The sequence below is a fragment of the Streptomyces alboflavus genome, assembly GCF_000716675.1.
Lineage (GTDB): Bacteria > Actinomycetota > Actinomycetes > Streptomycetales > Streptomycetaceae > Streptomyces > Streptomyces alboflavus.
In genome coordinates this window covers 43,166-58,896 of the sequence record NZ_JNXT01000004.1, presented here as the reverse complement: position 1 = coordinate 58,896, position 15,731 = coordinate 43,166, and the positions used below count along the sequence as shown (strand labels likewise).

The following is a 15,731-nucleotide window of genomic DNA, read 5'->3' as shown; positions in this document are numbered from 1 at the left end:
GGACGGCCGCGCGCCCGCCCGCCGTCCCTAGGATGCCGTCATGTCACTCCCGCACGCGATCCTCACCGCCCTGCTCGAGAAGCCGTCGTCGGGTCTGGAGCTGACGCGCCGGTTCGACAGGTCGATCGGCTACTTCTGGTCGGCCACCCACCAGCAGATCTACCGCGAGCTCGGCCGCCTCGAACGCGACGGGCTCACCCGCGCACTGCCGTCCGCGCAGGCCACGCGCGGCCAGAAGAAGGAGTACGAGGTGCTGCCCGCGGGCCGCGCCGAACTGGCCCGCTGGACCGCCGCGAGCCAGGACCCCAAACCGCTGCGCGACCCCCTGCTCCTTCGCCTGCGCGCCGCCGCCGTCGTCGGCACCGACGGCATCGAGGCGGACCTGCGCCGCCATCTCGCCCTGCACAAGGAGCAGTTGGCCGAGTACGAGGAGATCGAGCGGCGCGACTTCCCGCCCGGCAGGGACGCCATCGAGGACCGCCTTCGCCATGTCGTCCTGCGGGCCGGGATCGACCTGGAGACGTTCTGGACGCAGTGGCTCACGCGGACGCTGGAGGAGCTGGCGGAGCCCCCGGGGGCGTCCTAGGGCCTACCTTCGACTTCCCCGGTCCGGCCGTCAGGCCGCCCCGAGCGAGGCCGCCGTCGGGTCCCAGCCGTCCGGCAGCGGCGTCGGCGGCACGACCTGCGCCGGGAGCCGCGTGAACTCTCCGCGGTCGGCGGAGCGGGTGATGGCCGTCATGGTCTGCAGGACGTGCAGGGCGAGGGCGCCCGAGGCCCGGTGGGCGCCGGGCGCGCCGCCGTCCCGCGGACCGTCGTGGGCGCGGATCGCGCGGGCCATGTCGAGGACCCCGAGCCCCCGCCCGTCCGTGCGGCCCCGCACCGGCAGGTCGCGCCACTCGTCGTCGCCGTTGGCCCGCACCCGCAGCGGCCCCCGGAACGTGTTCGGGTCGGGCACGGCGAGAGTGCCCTCCGTGCCGGTGATCTCGAACCGGATCCTCGGGTGCGCACTGTCGAAGCTGAACGTCGAGTTGGCGCTCGCCCCCGACGCGAAGTCGAGCAGCGCGCACACGTGCGTCGGCACGTCGACCGGGAACGACTGCCCGGCCATCGGACCCGAGGCGACCGTGCGCCGCGCCTTGGCCCGCGCGGCCGTCGCGGCCACCCGCTCCACGGCGCCGAACAGCGCCACCAGAGCCGTCAGATAGTACGGACCGAGGTCGAACAGCGGCCCCGCGCCCGGCTGGTAGAAGAACGCCGGGTCGGGGTGCCAGGCCTCCGGGCCGAGGCTCTGCACCGCCGTCGTCGCCGCGACGGGCGCCCCGATGTGCCCCGCCCTGACGGCCCGCAGCGCCGACTGCAGCCCCGCGCCCAGGAACGTGTCCGGCGCGCCGCCGAGCAGCAGCCCGCGCTCGGACGCCTCGGCGAGCAGCTTCTCGGCGTCGGCGGGGGCCGTCGTGAGCGGCTTCTCGCCGTACACGTGCTTGCCCGCCCGCAGCGCGGCGGCCGCGACCTGCGCGTGCGCCGCGGGCACGGTGAGGTTGACGATCAGCTCGACGTCCGGCTCGTCGAGGACGGTCGGCAGGTCGCCCGCGAGGGGTATGCCGTGGGCGCGGGCCGCGGCGGCCGCACGCTCCGGGGCGATGTCGGCGACGGCCACGAGCCGGATGTCCGGGAAGGTGCCGAGGGTGCGCAGGTACTCGGCGCTGATGACGCCCGCGCCGACGACGGCGACGCCGACCGGGCCCGTGTTCACACGGCCTCCAGGGAGCTGACGTACGTGCGGCTGGCCGCGAGTTCCCCGAGCAGGTCGCCCGCGCACGCGTCGAACTCGACGACGCGCCAGGCGTCCGGCGCCGCGGCCAGGACCTCGGGCACGGGCATGGTGCCGCCGCCGACCGCCACGTTCGGGTCGTCCTTCGTGCCGGGGCCGTCCTTCAGGTGCAGGGCCTCCACACGGTCGCCGAGCCGGGTGAGCAGCGCGGGGACGTCGGCGCCCGCGACCGCCGCCCAGTACGTGTCGACCTCCAGGAACACCTCGGGGTCCAGGAGTTCGGCGAGGACCTCCAGGGCGGGGCGCCCGCCGTGGCTCGCGAGCCGCGGCTCCACCTCCCACCAGTGGTTGTGATAGCCGAGCCGCAGGCCGTGCCGGGCGGCGTCCCGCGCGAGGCCGCCGAGGCGGTCGGCGACGCGGGCGAGTCCGTCGTACGTCGTGAAGTCCTCGTGCGGGAACCCCGCGGGGACGATCGCAAGGGGCGTGCCGAGCGTGGCCACCGCGTCGAGGACGGGTCCCGGTTCGCCGGTGAGGAGCTGCACGGCGTGCGCGCCGGACACGGTGAGGCCGAGGTCGTCGGCGAGCCGGCGCAGCCCCGCCGCGTCGTCGGTGACGTCGTACGCCTCCACCGCGCCGTAGCCCATCTCGGCGAGGCGGCCCAGGGTCCCCGCGCGGTCGACGGCGAACTCGTCGCGTACGGAGTAGAGCTGAACGCTGAGCGGTCGTGGCATGGAGGTCCCTCCCCGTCGGCGGCTGGGAGGACCGTAAGGCGCGCGCGGCGGGTCTACAAGGGTGTCTGCGGGCTCCCGGCGCCGTAGGTCCGGGCGAGCGCGGCCACGGTGGCGGCCATGGCCCGGCGCAGTCCGGCCGGGGCCACGACCTCCACGTCGACGCCGAGCCGGAGCAGTTCGCCGCAGGCGTGGCCGGTGCTCTCGGTCGGGATGACGGCCTCGACCCAGCCGTCGTCGCCGACGGGGGTGGCGGTTTCCTCGACGGCCCGCGCCACGTCCTGCGGGACGTTGTCGGGCAGGCGGCGTCGCCCGCGCGGGGACAGGCGGATGGTGGCGGTGCCGGTGTGGCGGCGGCTCCGGAAGCCGTCGAGGTACGTGGCCCAGTACGCGCCCAGGTCGAAGTCCCGTGGCCGGTCGAACCGTTCGCCGGTGGGGGTGGCGTCGAGGATCTGGGTGACGCGGTAGGTCGCGGTCCGGCGGTCCGACGCGGCCACGAGGTACCAGGTGCCGGACTTGAGCACGAGGCCGTAGGGGCGCAGGCGGCGGCTCACCTCCTGCGGCGCGCGCCAGCGGCGGTAGCGCACGTCCACCGCGTGCCGGGCGAGCACCGCGTCGACGAACAGGGGGAGATGGGGCGTCTCCTCGGGCTCCCGGTACCAGCCGGGAGCGTCCACGTGGAACACCGCCGCGGTCCGCGCCGCCTCCTCGCGCGGCCCCGATGGCAGTGCGGCGAGCAGCTTGAGCCGCGCCGCCGTCACCTCCGCCGCGAGGCCCAACTCGGCTGCGGGGCCCGGCAGTCCGGCGAAGAACAGCGCCCGCGCCTCGCCCTCGCTCATCCCGGTGAGACGGGTGCGGTAGCCGTCGAGCAGCTGATAGCCGCCGCGGCGGCCCGGCTCGGCGTAGACCGGGACCCCGGCGTCCTGGAGCCGCGCCACGTCCCGGTAGGCGGTCCGCACGGACACCCCCAGCTCGTCGGCGATACCGCGCGCGGACACCCGGCCGCGGGACTGGAGCAACAGCAGCAGCGACAGCAGACGACCGGCGGACATGGACCCATTCTGCTCGGAAACACTGACAGGCCCTGGCACACCGGCTGCCTACCGTCGACGCAAGCGCATCGAACAGGAGCCCGCCGTGCCCCCTCGCATCCCCGCGTCCCCTCACGCCCCCGTCGAGCCCGTCGAGCCCGGCGGTCAGGCCGTCCGCCCCGCCGTGGTCGAGCTGCGCCAGTACACGCTGCGGCCCGGTCGGCGCGACGAGCTGATCGAGCTGTTCGACCGGGAGTTCGTCGAGACCCAGGAAGCGACCGGGATGGTCGTGCTCGGCCAGTTCCGGGACCTCGACGACCCGGACCGCTTCGTGTGGCTGCGCGGATTCCCGGACATGGCGGCACGCCACCGGTCGCTCGCGGACTTCTACGGAGGGCCCGTCTGGGCCGAGCACGGGCCCCGGGCCAACACCACCATGGCCGACTCCGACGACGTCCTGCTGCTGCGTCCGGTGTCGGGGGGCGAACGGACTCGGCGTGGCCCCGGCGAAGCGGCCGCGCGTCGGCGCCCCCGCGCCGGACCGTTTCGTGTCCGCCACGGTGTGGTCCTTCCCGCCGGGACGGTCCGAGGGCGCCGCGCTGATCCAGGACGGACTGCTGCCCGTCCTGCGTGCGACGGGCCCGGCGCCGCTCGCCGTCCTCACCACCGAGTCGGCGCCCAACACCTTCACCCGGCTGCCGGTCCGCACCGGCGAGAACGTCACCGTGGTCCTCTCCGCCTATCCGGACGAGTCCGCCCAGCGCCGCCACGCCGCCGAGGTGCGGGCGTACCCCCTGGCGCGGGACGAGGTCCTGCCGGGCATCGAGCGGGAGCAGGCCGGGCCCCCGCGCGTGCTCCGGCTCGCGCCCACCGGCCGCTCCCTCATCCGCTGACGTCGGGGCTCCCGCTGACGTCGGCGCTCCCGCTGACGTCGGTGCGGAGCAGGTCCTCGGCGCCGCCGTCGAGGAGCCTGGCCATCTCGGCCGACCGGGGGAGCATGGACTTCTCGTAGGCGCGGACGCCGTCGTCGACGGTGCCGGCGCCGGTGAGCGCGAGGGCGAGGTCGTGGGCGTCGAGCATGGCGAGGTTGACGCCCACGCCGAGCGGCGGCATGAGGTGGGCGGCGTCGCCGAGGAGGGTCACCGTGGGGTCGTGGTCCCAGGTGTGCGGGACGGGCAGGGCGAGGATCGGGCGGTCGACGTAGGGGCCGTCGTTGTCGGTGATCATCCGGCGCATGCGGGGCGACCAGTGGGCGTAGCGCTCCAGGAGCAGGGAGCGGATGCCGTCGGTGTCCTCGGGCGTCAGGCCGCTCGCGCGGATCCAGTCGGCCGGGACGCGCTGGATGAGGTAGACGCGGATGTGGTCGCCGCCGTTGCGCTGGGCGAACACGGCGCGTTCGCCGTCGGCCGCGTGCGCGCCGCCCTGGCCGACGAGTGCCGCGATCTCGGGGTGACGGTTGTCGACGTCGTCGAACCACGCCTCGAGGAAGCTGACGCCGCTGTGTGCGGGCGTCGCGGGGGAGAGGGCCGGGCGGACCCGGGAGAAGGCGCCGTCGGCGCCGATGACCAGGTCGGCTTCGGCGGTGGTGCCGTTCGCGAAGTGCAACTGCCGCGTCCCGTCGCGAGACGCGCCGACGCGCTCCAGTGCCTGGCCCCAGCGCACGGTGCCGGGCATGAGGGATCCGAGCAGCAGGTCGCGCAGCTTTCCCCGGTCGATCTCGGGCCTGAACGTCTCGTCGGGCGCCGGGACTTGATGGGACGTGAGCGTGCCCGCCGGGTCGAGTACGCGCATCTCCTGGCCCTCGGGGCGGGCCAGCGCGAAGAACTCGTCGAGCAGTCCGGCCGCGCGCAGGGCGATCTGGCCGTTGTCGGCGTGCAGGTCCAGGGTGCCGCCCTGGTCACGGGAGTCGGGGCCGGGGTCGCGTTCGTGGACGGTGACCGCGATGCCGTGCAGTTGCAGGATGCGGGCGCAGGTCAGCCCGCCGGGACCGGCCCCGACGACGCTGACGCGGGCGCGGGAAGGGTGCGGTGAAGTCATGGAAGGGAGACTAAGTTCAAAAGTGTAATCTGACAACTAATTGATGAAAGCCTCTAAGATGTGGATGCCATTAAGCTGCCGACTCCGCCATCGGCTAGGATCGCGCCCATGACCGAGCCTCCGATCGGCCGCCGCGAACGCAAGAAGGCGGCCACCCGGCAAGCCATCGCCGACGCCGCGCTCCACCTCTTCCTGGAGCGCGGTTACGACGCCGTGAGCATCCGGGACATCGCCGACGCGGCCGATGTGTCGACCACCACGGTGTTCAAGCACTTCACCGGCAAGGAAGCCCTGGTCTTCGACCGGGAGGCGAGCACGGACGCCCAGCTGGTCGCCGCGGTGCGCGAGCGCGACGCCGGGCAGAGCGTCCTCGACGCCCTGCGGCAGCACGTACTGGACACCTGGCTGCCGATCGCGGCGGATCCCCGGCACGAGGCCTTCAACCAGCTGGTGGACTCCACCCCGGCGTTGCGCGCGTACGCCGAGCGCATGTGGATCCGGCACACCGACACCCTCAGCGCGGCCATCGCCGACGAGTTCGGCGTGGGGCACGGCGACCTCGCCTGTGCCGCGCTCGCCCGGTTCGCCCTCGACGTTCCCGTCCTCGCCCAGGGGCAGCGGGACCACCGGGCCGCGGTCGAGGCCGTCTTCGCCATCCTGGCCGACGGCTGGCGGCCTCCGGCGGGCTGACGGCGCGGCACGGCGCAGGGGCGGGACTCGGACCCGGTGCCGCGCGGGCCACGGGGTCAGGCGCGGGTCAGCTCCGTGGCGCCGAACGACACGTCGAAGCGGTCGCACCAGATGGTGACGCTGCGGTAGTCGTCCAGGTCGACGTCGGCGGGCAGCGGGTAGTTCTGGTCGCCCTTGTTGCCCTTGAGTTCGCCCAGGCTGACGTGCTTGCCGTCGTCGAACACGTGCCAGCCGTCCTTGCCCGGCTTCACCTCCGCGTCGCTGAGCCAGACCCGCAGGGCGGGCCCGTTGCTCGTCTCCAGGCCCGTCAGGCGCAGGACGCGGGTGCCGTCCGCGAGGCGCAGGACGCGGACGGAGCCGCTGGTCGCGTGCTCGTGGCTGATGAGCTTGCCGGTGGCCAGCTCCTTCGGCCCCGCGTCCGTGCCCCCGGCGTCCGAGGGCGGCACGGACGCCGCGACGGGAAACGGGTCCCGTACGGTCTCGTCCACCCACAGCTTCCACGGCTGGAACCAGTAGAGGCCCACACCTACGAGCACCACGCCCGTGGTCAGCGCGGTGATGAACCACGGCTTGCCGAGTGTGCGCCGTACGCGTCCCATGTGATGCCTCCGTCGGGGATGGAGTGGTGATCCTCTCCCGGTACGACGTCGGCGGGGTGCCCGGAACTCCCGGATTCACATGACGAAAGTCTTACGTGGCCGTCGGCGGCGTTCGTCACGCCTGGGCAGGCTGGGCCCCCGTGCTGTCGGCGGTGGTATCCGGCGGGGCGATCCGGCGCAGCAGGAAGCCCGCTGCGAGGGCCATGAGGAACATCTCCACCGCGTACACCGCCGACGGGATGGCCATGCGGGTGCTGTCGAGGAGGGAGGGGCTGAGGGCGATGGCCATCGACAGGGTGGTGTTGTGCATGCCGATCTCGAAGCAGGTGGCGACGGACTGCCGGTGGTCGCCGCGGGCGAGCCGGGTCGCTCCGTAGCCGACGGTGAGGGAGATCGCGGCGAAGAGGAAGGCGACGTGGCCGACGTCGGCGAGATAGCCGAGCACGTTCTTCCGCTCGCTGACGACCGCCGCGATGATGACGCCGACGAGCGCGGTCACCGCCGTCACCTTGACCGCCCGCGTGGAGCGCTCCGCGAAGTCCGGGTGGCGCTGTCGGACCAGCATCCCCGCCGCGACCGGCACAAGGACGACGAGGAAGACCTGGAGGGTCTTGTCGAAGCGCAGTCCCAGGGCCTCGTCCGTGCCGGACATGAAGTGGTCGAGGGAGAGATTCACGACGATCGGCAGCGTGAAGACGGCGATCACCGAATTGATGGCGGTGAGCGTGACGTTGAGGGCGACGTCACCGCCGAAGAGATGGCTGAAGATATTGGCCATCGTGCCGCCGGGGGAGGCCGCGAGCAGCATCATGCCGACGGCGAGCGCGGGGCTCAGGTCGAAGGCGAGGACCAGGCCGAGACAGGCGGCGGGCAGCAGCACCAACTGGCAGCAGAGGGCGACGGCCACGGGCCGGGGATGCGTGGTGACCCGGCGGAAGTCGGCCACGGTCAGGCCGAGTCCGAGGCCGAACATGATCACGGCGAGGACGGCGGGCAGCAGGAACGTGGTCAGGGACGAGTCCACAGGGACAGGCTCCGGTAGCCGCTGGGGAATGTCCACGGGCGTGCGGAAAAAGCACGTCGACCGGTTCCGGCGGCGGGCGGCACGTCAGGGGCGGGGCGTGCCGCCCGCGTTCGAGTCGGGGTGCGCCGGCCGCCCCCGCCGCACGCACGAAGGCCCGGGCCCGGATCCGGTGGGAGTGCCGGGGCCGGGCGCGGGCCGTTCGGTGGCCGGGGCGAACCCCGGCCGAGGCGGTGGCCGGAAGTGGGCCCGGCCGGAGCGGTGGCCGAGAGGAGCTGGGCCACCGTGGGGGACAGGGTCAGAAGTGGCGGTGCACCGTGTGGCGCCGGAAGTACAGCACGCCGCCCGTCACACCCGCGGCCACCAGGGCCCCGCCCGCGACCAGCGTGATCGTGCCGTAGTCCTCGACCGCGCCGCCGATGCCACCGCGCACACCGCGCGCGGGTGCCGTCGTCGACGAGGTCGTCCCGGTCGTGCCGACCGTGACCGACTGCGAACCGGCCGCCGAACCGTCCTGACAGAGCACGGCCACCGTATGGGTGCCGGGACTGGCATTGGTCCAGGAGGCACTGCCGCCCGACAGCTGGGCCTGCCGCCCCGCGGCGAAGCTGGCGTTGCCGCCGCTCATCAGCGCGGCCTTGCCGCCGCCTGGACAGGCAGTCGTGGTGACCTGCACGGTCGTCCCGGTGACGGTCACGTTGATCCCGGGTCCCGCGACCGCCGAGGGGGCGGTCAGTGCCAGCGGGAGTGCGATGGCGGCCACGGCCAGTCCGGAGCGGAGCGATATCTGAGTAGTACGCATGCGTCTGCCCTCCGGTGGCACGGTTGGCGGTACGTCCCGTGCGCCGCCGGAATTGGGAAACGTCCGTGCTACCTGACGACGAGCCAACGCGGCGTCAGCCCGTACCGCATGCGGACTGCCCCCGGGCAGGTGACGGAGTCCATCGTCCGGCGGAGAGCTGACCGCGTTTCAGGGGCGTGCCCGGCGTCCCCGGAGCGTCCGGCGCCTCGCGGCCGACTGACCCGCTGTCACCCGGCCACGCGTGTCACCACGACGGCGCCGACCGCAGCATCCGGTCCCGGACGAGGAGCACATGCGGGTTGGCGGCGGCGCCGGGCCGCTGCGCGAGATAGCCCGTGTTGATCGGCGGGTCCTCGGGCAGCAGCAGCGGCACCACGGCGCCGGCGGCCAGCGCGTCCAGGCACAGATAGCGCGGCAGCACGCTGATGCCCGCCCCGGCCGCCACCGCGGCGAGCACCCCGCGCAGGTCCGGCACGGTGATCGCGGGCTGCTCGGTCAGGCGCTCGCCGAAGACGTGCCACCAGTACCTGCGGGCGATGGGCAGATCGTCGGCGTACGCGACGATCGGCACCCCGCGCAGCGCGGCGGGCCCCTCCGCCGCGACCCGCCGCGGGCCGATGCGCTCCGCCCACTCCGGCGAGGCGACAAGCACGAACTCCTCGTCCGCGAGCGGCACCGCGCCGAAGATCCGCCCGCGCAGCCGCAGCGTCGAGATCACCAGGTCGAAGCGGCCGCCGCGGAGCCCGTCGAGGAGCTCGTCGGTGAGGCCCATGGTGACCCGCAGCCGCACCCCCTGGTCGGTGAGCGGCGCGAGCGCGGGCAGGACGCGGGCACAGAGCAGCTCGGCTGGACCCGCCAGGTGCACCGGGTCCGGGCGCTTCTCGGCGGCGAGCGGGCCGCGCTCCGCCACGGCGGCGAGCGCGTCGATGGGAGCCGCCACCTGGGTGGCCAGCTCGTCGGCGACGGACGTCGGCACGGCCCCGCGTGGCCGCCGCTCGAACAGCTCCCGGCCGAGCTGCTGCTCCAGGGAGCGGATCTGCGTCGTCACCGTCGGCTGCGAGAGCCCGAGCACCCGTGCGGCCGCCGTGAAGGAGCCGGAGCGGTGCACGGCGAGGAAGGTACGCAGCAGGGACAGGTCGAGCGGCGCGCGTGCCGGGGCGACCTCGGCGGGCGACGGCGCGGGCCGTGCCCGGCGGACCCGCGCTGAGCTCGTGCCATTGGAATCTCTATGGGGCATACCGGAGATCGTATTGGAACTCTATGGCTCGGCGTCCTACCTTCGGATCACCGGCGACCTGACGTTCTGCGCACGAAATGTCAGGGAGTCGCACGAGACAAGGCATCACAGGCGTCACACGAGAGAAGGACTGGGCTATGGCGAAGATCTTGATGGTGGTCACCGGCTCCGACGTATGGACGCTGGCCGACGGCACCGCGCACCCGAGCGGCTACTGGGCCGAGGAGGTCGCGGCTCCGTACCGGGCCTTCACCGAGGCCGGCTACGACGTCGTGGTCGCGACGCCCGGAGGGGTCGAGCCGACGATGGACCCGGCGAGCCTCGCGCCCGAGCTGAACGACGGCCAGGAGAACGCCGACGCCATCGCCGCCCTCCTGGCGGGCGTCGCCGCGCTCAAGCAGCCCGTGGCCCTGGAGGACGTGCGGCTCGACGACTACGCCGGCGTGTTCTACCCCGGCGGCCACGGCCCGATGGAGGACCTCGCGGTGAACGCCGCTTCCGGTGCCCTCCTGATCGCGGCCCTCGCGTCCGGCAAGCCCCTCGGCATCGTCTGCCACGGCCCCGCCGCTCTGCTGGCCACCGCCGACGTCGAGGGCGGCTCGCCCTTCGCGGGCCGCCGCGTGACCGCGTTCAGCAACGCCGAGGAGACCCAGGCCGGGTTCGCCGACCGTGCGCCGTGGCTGCTCCAGGACCGGCTCGTCGCCCTCGGCGTCGACTTCCAGGAGGGCGAGCCGTGGGCGCCGCACATCGTCGCCGACGGCAACCTGTACACCGGCCAGAACCCGGCGTCGGCGGCCCCGCTCGCCGCCCGGTTCGTCACGGCGCTGGGCTGAGCGATGGCGGGCGACCGGCTCACCGACGTCCTCGACGCGACGTACACGTGCCTGAGCAGGTACGGCGTGCGGCGCACCACGATGGACGACATCGCGGGCGAGATGGGTGTGTCCCGGTCCGCAGTCTACCAGTACGTACGCGGCAAGGACGACGCGGTCCGGCAGCTCGCCCGGCGCCTGCACGACCGGGCGCTGGAGCGGGCCGCGGCGGCCGCCACCGCCGACGCGCCCGCCGCCGAGCGGATCCACGGCATCCTGGCCGCCAAGCTCGACCTGGTCCTCGACCTCGCGGGCGGGGCGGGGCACGCCGCGGAACTCCTCGACGCCAAGGCGCGCCTGTCCGGCGACATCTGCGACGCGTTCACGGACCGGATCCGGGAGCTGCTGACCGAGCAGTTCACCGGGACGGGCGTGGCGGCCGCGCCCGCGGGAGCCGCCGGGGGCACGCAGGCCGACACGGACACCGGGCCCACCCCGGCCGGGTCCCCGCCACCTCCCGCCGGAACCACCCTCGTCCCCGCCGCCGGGTCCACGTCCACCCCCGCCCGGGCCACCGCCACCCCCCTCACCCCCGCCCAGGCCGCCGACGTCTGCCTCGCCCTCGTCATCGGCCTGGAATCCCTCCCCGCCGCGGCGCACCTGCTGCGCCCCGCCACCGACGCCCTGCTCACCGGGCTCCTGCCCGCACCCGAGTCACACTCCTGAGGACCCCATGAACGCCAGCAGCACCCCCGCGAACACCGCTAACACCGCGAACCCCGCGAACCCCGCGAACCCCGCGAACCCCTCTGGCCCCGAGGACCCCGCCGCCCTCGTGGCCCGCCTCCGCGCCACCTTCCGCACCGGCCGCACCCGCCCCCTCGCATGGCGAGTGCGCCAGCTCACCGGGCTGCGCGAGATGCTCACCGAGCACCGCGAGGACATCGCGGACGCCCTGCACGCCGACCTCGGCAAGCCGCGCGCCGAGGCCTACCGCTCTGAAGTCGACTTCAGCATCAGGGAGATCGACCACACCCTCGAAAACCTGGAGGACTGGTTGCGCCCGCAGTCCGTCGACGTCAGCGGCGTCTTCGGGGAGCGGGCCAGCGCGGGCACCCAGGTCGACCCGCTCGGTGTCGTCCTCGTCATCGCGCCGTGGAACTACCCCGCGCAGCTCCTCCTCGTACCCGTCGCCGGGGCGCTCGCCGCGGGCAACGCGGTCGTCGTCAAGCCCAGCGAGATGGCGCCCGCCACCTCCGCGGCCGTCGCCCGCCTGCTGCCGCGCTACCTGGACACCGACGCCGTGGCCGTCGTCGAGGGCGGTGTGCCCGAGACCACCGCGCTGCTCGCCCAGCGCTTCGACCACATCTTCTACACCGGCAACGGCACCGTCGGCCGCATCGTGATGCGCGCCGCCGCCGAGCACCTGACCCCCGTCACGCTCGAACTGGGCGGAAAGTCACCGGCGTTCGTCGACTCCGGCGTGGACGTCCAGGAGGTCGCCCGGCGCCTGGCCCAGGCCAAGTTCGCCAACGCCGGGCAGACCTGCGTCGCCCCCGACTACGTCCTCACCGACCCGGCCACCGCCCGCGCCCTGGAGACCGCGCTCACGGAGGCGATCGCGCAGCGGTACGGTGCGGACCCGGCGGCGTCGGACGCGTACGGCCGGATCGTCAACGAGCGGCACTTCGACCGGCTCTCGGGGCTGCTCGGCTCGGGCCGTCTGGTGACCGGCGGGCAGACCGACCGGGCCACGAAGTACATCGCGCCGACCGTGCTCGGCGGGGTCAAGCCCGACGAGCCCGTCATGCGCGAGGAGATCTTCGGCCCCGTCCTGCCGATCGTCGAGGTCGAAGGCCTGGACGAGGCCATCGAGTTCATCAACGACCGGGACAAGCCGCTCGCCCTGTACGCGTTCACCGAGGCGGACGTCACCCGCGAGCGGCTCGCCGCCGAGACCTCGTCGGGCGGGCTCGGCTTCGGCCTGCCGATGGCCCATCTCTCCGTCCCCGAGCTGCCGTTCGGCGGCGTCGGCGAGAGCGGCCTCGGCGCCTACCACGGCCCGCACTCCATCGAGACGTTCAGCCACCGCAAGGCGCGCCTGGACGTGCCGCTGTCCGCCTGATCCGCCACCGTCACCGACCGGCCCGGTGTCACCCCTCCTCGGGAAGGGGCGGCACCAGGCCGTCGGCGACCAGGCCCGCGTACACGGCCTGCCCGAGCGTCTGGACGGCCGACTGCGGCCGCACCATCACCGTGAACTCCTTGATCCGGCCGTCCTCGTCGAAGTGCAGCAGGTCGATGCCGTGGATCTCCTTGCCGGACACGGTCGTGCGGAACAGCAGCACGGCCGACACCGCCTCGCTCCCGTCGCTGCTGGTCTGTGCCGCGCCCTCGTAGGACCCGACGTACCGGAAGTCCTCGAAGAGCCGGAGCAGCACCCCGAAGAGCCCGACCACCATCTCGCGGCCCTCGAAGGGCTGGAACTTCACCGGGCTGTAGAAGCGGATGTCCGGCGTGAACAGAGCGTCGAGCACGCTGATGTCGCGCTTCTCGACGGCCTCGCGGAAGCGGGCGACGGCGTCGCGGGCCGCGGCGGGGACGCTGTCGGCGGACGGTGCGGTGGCCATACGAACCTCCATAGTCAAGAATCTGAGTAGTCAGAATGATGACTATCATGGCGTCGCGGTGCCCGGAAGGGAAGACTGCGCGGGGCGCCCGGAAGGAGAGGCCCGCGCGGCACGGGGGCGGCACCGGGACATCGGGGATATCGGGGACAGAGGGAGAGGTCGGACATGGCTCTGCGGCACGCGGTGCTCGCGGCACTGCTCGACGGCGAGTTCAGCGGCTATCAGCTGGCCAAGGGCTTCGACATCGGCGTCGCCAACTTCTGGCATGCGCTGCCGCAGCAGTTGTACGCCGAGCTGTCGCGCCTGGAGAGCGACGGCTTGGTCGCCGGGCGCGAGGTGGTGCAGGACGGGCGACCCAACAAGCGGATGTTCCGGGTGACGGACGCGGGCGTCGCGGAGCTGGAGCGCTTCGCCGCCGCGCCCGCGAAGCCGTCGTTCATCCGGGACGACCTGCTGGTCAAGGTGCAGGCGGTCGACGGCGTCGACGCGGCGCCGGTGATCGCCCAACTCCAGGAGCGCGCGGCGGTCGCCGAGGCCAAGGCCGAGGTCCTGGGGAAGCTCCTTCGGCGGCTGCGCGGGGATCTTGACGAGGCGGAGTTCCTGCTCGCGGGGCAGCGGATCGGGCCGTATCTGACCTGTCAGCGCGGGCTCGCCTTCGAGCGCGAGACACGCGAGTGGTGCCTGCGGACGGCGGAGCTGCTGGAGCGGCGGGAGAGCGCGCGGCGGGCCCCGTCGGGGTCGGCGCGCCGTGGTCAGGGCGGGTGAGACGGCCCCGGCCGGATGCCCCCGCACCCGATCGGCGTCCGGTGCGGGGGTGGCTCTCGGGGGCGGCCGCCCGGGTCAGTTCAGGCGGGCCTTCGGCGGCGTGCCGTAGAAGGTGATGGGCGGCCAGCCGCGCTTGGCGGCGAGGTCGTTGAGGGCCTCCGCGATGTCCGCGGGCGTGACCTCCTGCTGCCCCGAGCGCTCCTCGTGCCGGACGCTGAAGGTCATGGACAGCTCCGCGTAGCCCGAGCTGTGCTGGACGCGCCCGCTGAACTGCGTCCCCGGTTCGAACGCCACCGCCGCCTGGCTGCCCTCGGCGGTCTGCGCGGCCGCGGCGCCGCTCTTCTCATCCGCCTGGGCCGTACCCGCCGAAGCGAGTACCGCGCCGGCCGCGGCCGAACCCGAGTAGCCCAACAAGGACCGCCTGGAGACTCCGGACATGTTCCCCTCCTGATCGATACGGGCCTCCCCCCTGGGGACCCGCGGTGATCATAAAGGCGGAAACATCCCCATGGAGCGGAACGAGATCACCTACTTCGGGCCGCTCCGCGCGGTGGTGACGGTCCGTTCGGGGGAGTAGCGCCCCCAGGTGCCGTCGGGCAGCTTGGCGCGGAGCTTCACGCGGTGTGTCTCGCCGGGCTCCCGTCCGATGTAGAAGCTGTGCTTCGCCTTGCCCTGGGGCGCCGTGCCGCCGAACACCAGCGAGGTCGCGCTCTTGCCGTCCAGGTGGATCTGATACTCCGTCACCGCTCCGCCGGTGTGCGGGGGCTTCCAGGTCAGGTCGATGTAGTACGCCCCGTCGCCCGACTTGTGCGTCCGGGCCTCGAAGTCCGCGGGGGCGGTGGCGCGCCCGCTGCCCTTGCCCGCGGCGGTCCTGACCCGCACGGCGGGGCTCGCGGCCGAGAAGTTGTCGGCGGCGTCGCGCGCCTTCACGGTGAACGTGTACGTCGTGCCCGGCCGCAGGCCCGTGATCAGCGTGTCGGTGGTGCCTCCGCCCACGCTGTGGATCTTCGTCGTGCCCTGGTAGATCTCGTACGAGGCCACGCTGCGGTTGTCCTTCGACGTGCCCCACGCCAGCGTCGCCGCGTGCCCGCCCTGGGCCTCGCCGCGCAGCGTGGCCGGGCGGGACGGGGCCTTGCGGTCGGCGGCGGTCGCGGCGGGCGTGGTGACCCGCAGCTTCTTGCTGTCGGGGCTGACGTTGCCGTGGCCGTCGCGGGCCCGCACGGAGAAGGTGTACGTGGCCGCCGGCTTGAGGCCGGTGATGTCCACCATGTGCTGGTCGGCGGGCACGTCCTTCACCTTGGCGGTGCCCCGGTAGATCTCGTAGCCGGTGACGTCGGAGCCGTCGGTGGTGCTGTTCCACATCACATGCACGGACGTGGCGCTGCCCGCCTGCACGGTGAGGCCGCGGGGCGCGGAGGGCAGCCGCGTGCCCTTGCCGTCGTCACCGCCCCAGGCGCAGGAACTCACCCCGAGGACGGCCGCGGTGACGGTGAGGCAGGCGGTCGTCAGGGGGAGCCGGTGGCGGGGCAGGTGGGGGGTCCGTCGCACGGTCGTGCCTTCCACTCGACGCGATTGGTCCGGACCAATTTGACAGGGGTGACGGGGCAC

18 protein-coding genes and 1 pseudogene are annotated in these 15,731 nt (G+C 73.6%); 8 read left to right on the top strand and 11 right to left on the bottom strand.

Annotation, left to right across the window (positions count from 1 at the left end):
• Positions 1 to 40: 40 nt before the first annotated feature.
• A complete protein-coding gene (locus tag OO63_RS04955; RefSeq protein ID WP_030357533.1) occupies positions 41 to 586 on the top strand; it encodes a PadR family transcriptional regulator in 546 nt (181 codons plus the stop codon).
• Positions 587 to 616: 30 nt separating this feature from the next.
• On the opposite strand, the gene OO63_RS04950 is transcribed toward OO63_RS04955, so the two are convergent.
• The 3 genes from OO63_RS04950 to OO63_RS04940 are packed head-to-tail and all read right to left on the bottom strand — an operon-like array spanning position 617 to position 3,551.
• Positions 617 to 1,753, bottom strand: a complete 1,137-nt coding sequence (locus OO63_RS04950) for a Gfo/Idh/MocA family protein (RefSeq protein ID WP_030357532.1) — start codon at positions 1,751 to 1,753, stop codon at positions 617 to 619.
• The gene (locus OO63_RS04945; RefSeq protein ID WP_030357531.1) at positions 1,750 to 2,502 is read right to left on the bottom strand and encodes a sugar phosphate isomerase/epimerase family protein; all 753 of its coding nucleotides are present in this window, start codon (positions 2,500 to 2,502) and stop codon (positions 1,750 to 1,752) included. The genes OO63_RS04950 and OO63_RS04945 overlap by 4 nt, the downstream gene beginning before the upstream one ends.
• Positions 2,503 to 2,555: 53 nt before the next feature.
• The gene (locus tag OO63_RS04940) at positions 2,556 to 3,551 is read right to left on the bottom strand and encodes a helix-turn-helix transcriptional regulator (RefSeq protein ID WP_033263822.1); all 996 of its coding nucleotides are present in this window, start codon (positions 3,549 to 3,551) and stop codon (positions 2,556 to 2,558) included.
• Here OO63_RS04940 and OO63_RS47715 point away from each other — a divergent pair.
• Together OO63_RS47715 and OO63_RS47710 are read left to right on the top strand one after the other, a co-directional pair.
• Positions 3,550 to 3,939: pseudogene (locus OO63_RS47715) on the top strand (NIPSNAP family protein); the annotation flags it as partial. The gene OO63_RS04940 and the pseudogene OO63_RS47715 overlap by 2 nt on opposite strands.
• An 88-nt stretch (positions 3,940 to 4,027) precedes the next feature.
• Positions 4,028 to 4,423 carry a hypothetical protein gene (locus OO63_RS47710; RefSeq protein WP_397622159.1) on the top strand — a complete coding sequence of 132 codons (396 nt, stop codon included), beginning with the start codon at positions 4,028 to 4,030 and terminating at the stop codon, positions 4,421 to 4,423.
• On the opposite strand, the gene OO63_RS04930 is transcribed toward OO63_RS47710, so the two are convergent.
• Complete coding sequence (locus OO63_RS04930; protein ID WP_030357529.1) at positions 4,413 to 5,567, bottom strand: FAD-dependent oxidoreductase; 1,155 nt, start codon at positions 5,565 to 5,567, stop codon at positions 4,413 to 4,415. The two genes, OO63_RS47710 and OO63_RS04930, sit on opposite strands and share 11 nt — an antisense overlap.
• Positions 5,568 to 5,675: 108 nt before the next feature.
• Here OO63_RS04930 and OO63_RS04925 point away from each other — a divergent pair, with 108 nt between their 5' ends.
• On the top strand, positions 5,676 to 6,257 hold the full coding sequence (locus OO63_RS04925; RefSeq protein WP_030357528.1) for a TetR/AcrR family transcriptional regulator: 582 nt from the start codon (positions 5,676 to 5,678) through the stop codon (positions 6,255 to 6,257).
• A gap of 56 nt (positions 6,258 to 6,313) precedes the next feature.
• Here the strand turns inward: OO63_RS04925 and OO63_RS04920 are convergent, their stop codons facing one another.
• The 4 genes from OO63_RS04920 to OO63_RS04905 form a co-directional block, all read right to left on the bottom strand.
• Positions 6,314 to 6,856, bottom strand: a complete 543-nt coding sequence (locus OO63_RS04920) for a DM13 domain-containing protein (RefSeq protein ID WP_030357527.1) — start codon at positions 6,854 to 6,856, stop codon at positions 6,314 to 6,316.
• Between the two features lie 115 nt (positions 6,857 to 6,971).
• Positions 6,972 to 7,880 carry a bile acid:sodium symporter family protein gene (locus OO63_RS04915; RefSeq protein WP_030357526.1) on the bottom strand — a complete coding sequence of 303 codons (909 nt, stop codon included), beginning with the start codon at positions 7,878 to 7,880 and terminating at the stop codon, positions 6,972 to 6,974.
• A gap of 295 nt (positions 7,881 to 8,175) precedes the next feature.
• Positions 8,176 to 8,679, bottom strand: coding sequence for a hypothetical protein (locus OO63_RS04910; RefSeq protein WP_030357525.1), 504 nt, complete (start codon positions 8,677 to 8,679; stop codon positions 8,176 to 8,178).
• A gap of 244 nt (positions 8,680 to 8,923) precedes the next feature.
• Positions 8,924 to 9,916 (bottom strand): LysR family transcriptional regulator, encoded by a 993-nt coding sequence (locus OO63_RS04905; RefSeq protein ID WP_078618945.1) that lies wholly within the window; start codon positions 9,914 to 9,916, stop codon positions 8,924 to 8,926.
• A gap of 137 nt (positions 9,917 to 10,053) precedes the next feature.
• On the opposite strand from OO63_RS04905, the gene OO63_RS04900 reads away from it, so the two are divergent.
• The 3 genes from OO63_RS04900 to OO63_RS04890 are packed head-to-tail and all read left to right on the top strand — an operon-like array spanning position 10,054 to position 12,853.
• The gene (locus OO63_RS04900) at positions 10,054 to 10,749 is read left to right on the top strand and encodes a type 1 glutamine amidotransferase domain-containing protein (RefSeq protein ID WP_030357523.1); all 696 of its coding nucleotides are present in this window, start codon (positions 10,054 to 10,056) and stop codon (positions 10,747 to 10,749) included.
• A gap of 3 nt (positions 10,750 to 10,752) precedes the next feature.
• Complete coding sequence (locus OO63_RS46600; RefSeq protein ID WP_037631138.1) at positions 10,753 to 11,454, top strand: TetR/AcrR family transcriptional regulator; 702 nt, start codon at positions 10,753 to 10,755, stop codon at positions 11,452 to 11,454.
• A gap of 7 nt (positions 11,455 to 11,461) precedes the next feature.
• Positions 11,462 to 12,853, top strand: coding sequence for an aldehyde dehydrogenase family protein (locus tag OO63_RS04890; RefSeq protein WP_030357521.1), 1,392 nt, complete (start codon positions 11,462 to 11,464; stop codon positions 12,851 to 12,853).
• A 28-nt stretch (positions 12,854 to 12,881) separates the two neighbouring features.
• Here the strand turns inward: OO63_RS04890 and OO63_RS04885 are convergent, their stop codons facing one another.
• On the bottom strand, positions 12,882 to 13,358 hold the full coding sequence (locus OO63_RS04885) for a nuclear transport factor 2 family protein (protein WP_030357520.1): 477 nt from the start codon (positions 13,356 to 13,358) through the stop codon (positions 12,882 to 12,884).
• 165 nt (positions 13,359 to 13,523) lie between these two features.
• Here OO63_RS04885 and OO63_RS04880 point away from each other — a divergent pair, with 165 nt between their 5' ends.
• A complete protein-coding gene (locus tag OO63_RS04880) occupies positions 13,524 to 14,123 on the top strand; it encodes a PadR family transcriptional regulator (protein WP_030357519.1) in 600 nt (199 codons plus the stop codon).
• A 75-nt stretch (positions 14,124 to 14,198) separates the two neighbouring features.
• Here the strand turns inward: OO63_RS04880 and OO63_RS04875 are convergent, their stop codons facing one another.
• Both OO63_RS04875 and OO63_RS04870 read right to left on the bottom strand, forming a co-directional pair.
• Positions 14,199 to 14,561: a hypothetical protein gene (locus OO63_RS04875; RefSeq protein WP_030357518.1), complete on the bottom strand. Its 363-nt coding sequence runs from the start codon at positions 14,559 to 14,561 to the stop codon at positions 14,199 to 14,201.
• A gap of 90 nt (positions 14,562 to 14,651) precedes the next feature.
• Positions 14,652 to 15,671, bottom strand: a complete 1,020-nt coding sequence (locus tag OO63_RS04870; RefSeq protein WP_234311094.1) for a fibronectin type III domain-containing protein — start codon at positions 15,669 to 15,671, stop codon at positions 14,652 to 14,654.
• Positions 15,672 to 15,731: the final 60 nt, after the last annotated feature.

Excerpts from the sequence above, each read along its gene's own strand:
- OO63_RS04955 (WP_030357533.1), top strand. The coding sequence starts at position 41 with ATGTCACTCCCGCACGCGATCCTCACCGCCCTGCTCGAGAAGCCGTCG.
- OO63_RS04945 (WP_030357531.1), bottom strand. The coding sequence starts at position 2,502 with ATGCCACGACCGCTCAGCGTTCAGCTCTACTCCGTACGCGACGAGTTC.
- OO63_RS04940 (WP_033263822.1), bottom strand. The coding sequence starts at position 3,551 with ATGTCCGCCGGTCGTCTGCTGTCGCTGCTGCTGTTGCTCCAGTCCCGC.
- OO63_RS04930 (WP_030357529.1), bottom strand. The coding sequence starts at position 5,567 with ATGACTTCACCGCACCCTTCCCGCGCCCGCGTCAGCGTCGTCGGGGCC.
- OO63_RS04925 (WP_030357528.1), top strand. The coding sequence starts at position 5,676 with ATGACCGAGCCTCCGATCGGCCGCCGCGAACGCAAGAAGGCGGCCACC.
- OO63_RS04920 (WP_030357527.1), bottom strand. The coding sequence starts at position 6,856 with ATGGGACGCGTACGGCGCACACTCGGCAAGCCGTGGTTCATCACCGCG.
- OO63_RS04910 (WP_030357525.1), bottom strand. The coding sequence starts at position 8,679 with ATGCGTACTACTCAGATATCGCTCCGCTCCGGACTGGCCGTGGCCGCC.
- OO63_RS04905 (WP_078618945.1), bottom strand. The coding sequence starts at position 9,916 with ATGCCCCATAGAGATTCCAATGGCACGAGCTCAGCGCGGGTCCGCCGG.
- OO63_RS04900 (WP_030357523.1), top strand. The coding sequence starts at position 10,054 with ATGGCGAAGATCTTGATGGTGGTCACCGGCTCCGACGTATGGACGCTG.
- OO63_RS46600 (WP_037631138.1), top strand. The coding sequence starts at position 10,753 with ATGGCGGGCGACCGGCTCACCGACGTCCTCGACGCGACGTACACGTGC.
- OO63_RS04890 (WP_030357521.1), top strand. The coding sequence starts at position 11,462 with ATGAACGCCAGCAGCACCCCCGCGAACACCGCTAACACCGCGAACCCC.
- OO63_RS04885 (WP_030357520.1), bottom strand. The coding sequence starts at position 13,358 with ATGGCCACCGCACCGTCCGCCGACAGCGTCCCCGCCGCGGCCCGCGAC.
- OO63_RS04880 (WP_030357519.1), top strand. The coding sequence starts at position 13,524 with ATGGCTCTGCGGCACGCGGTGCTCGCGGCACTGCTCGACGGCGAGTTC.
- OO63_RS04875 (WP_030357518.1), bottom strand. The coding sequence starts at position 14,561 with ATGTCCGGAGTCTCCAGGCGGTCCTTGTTGGGCTACTCGGGTTCGGCC.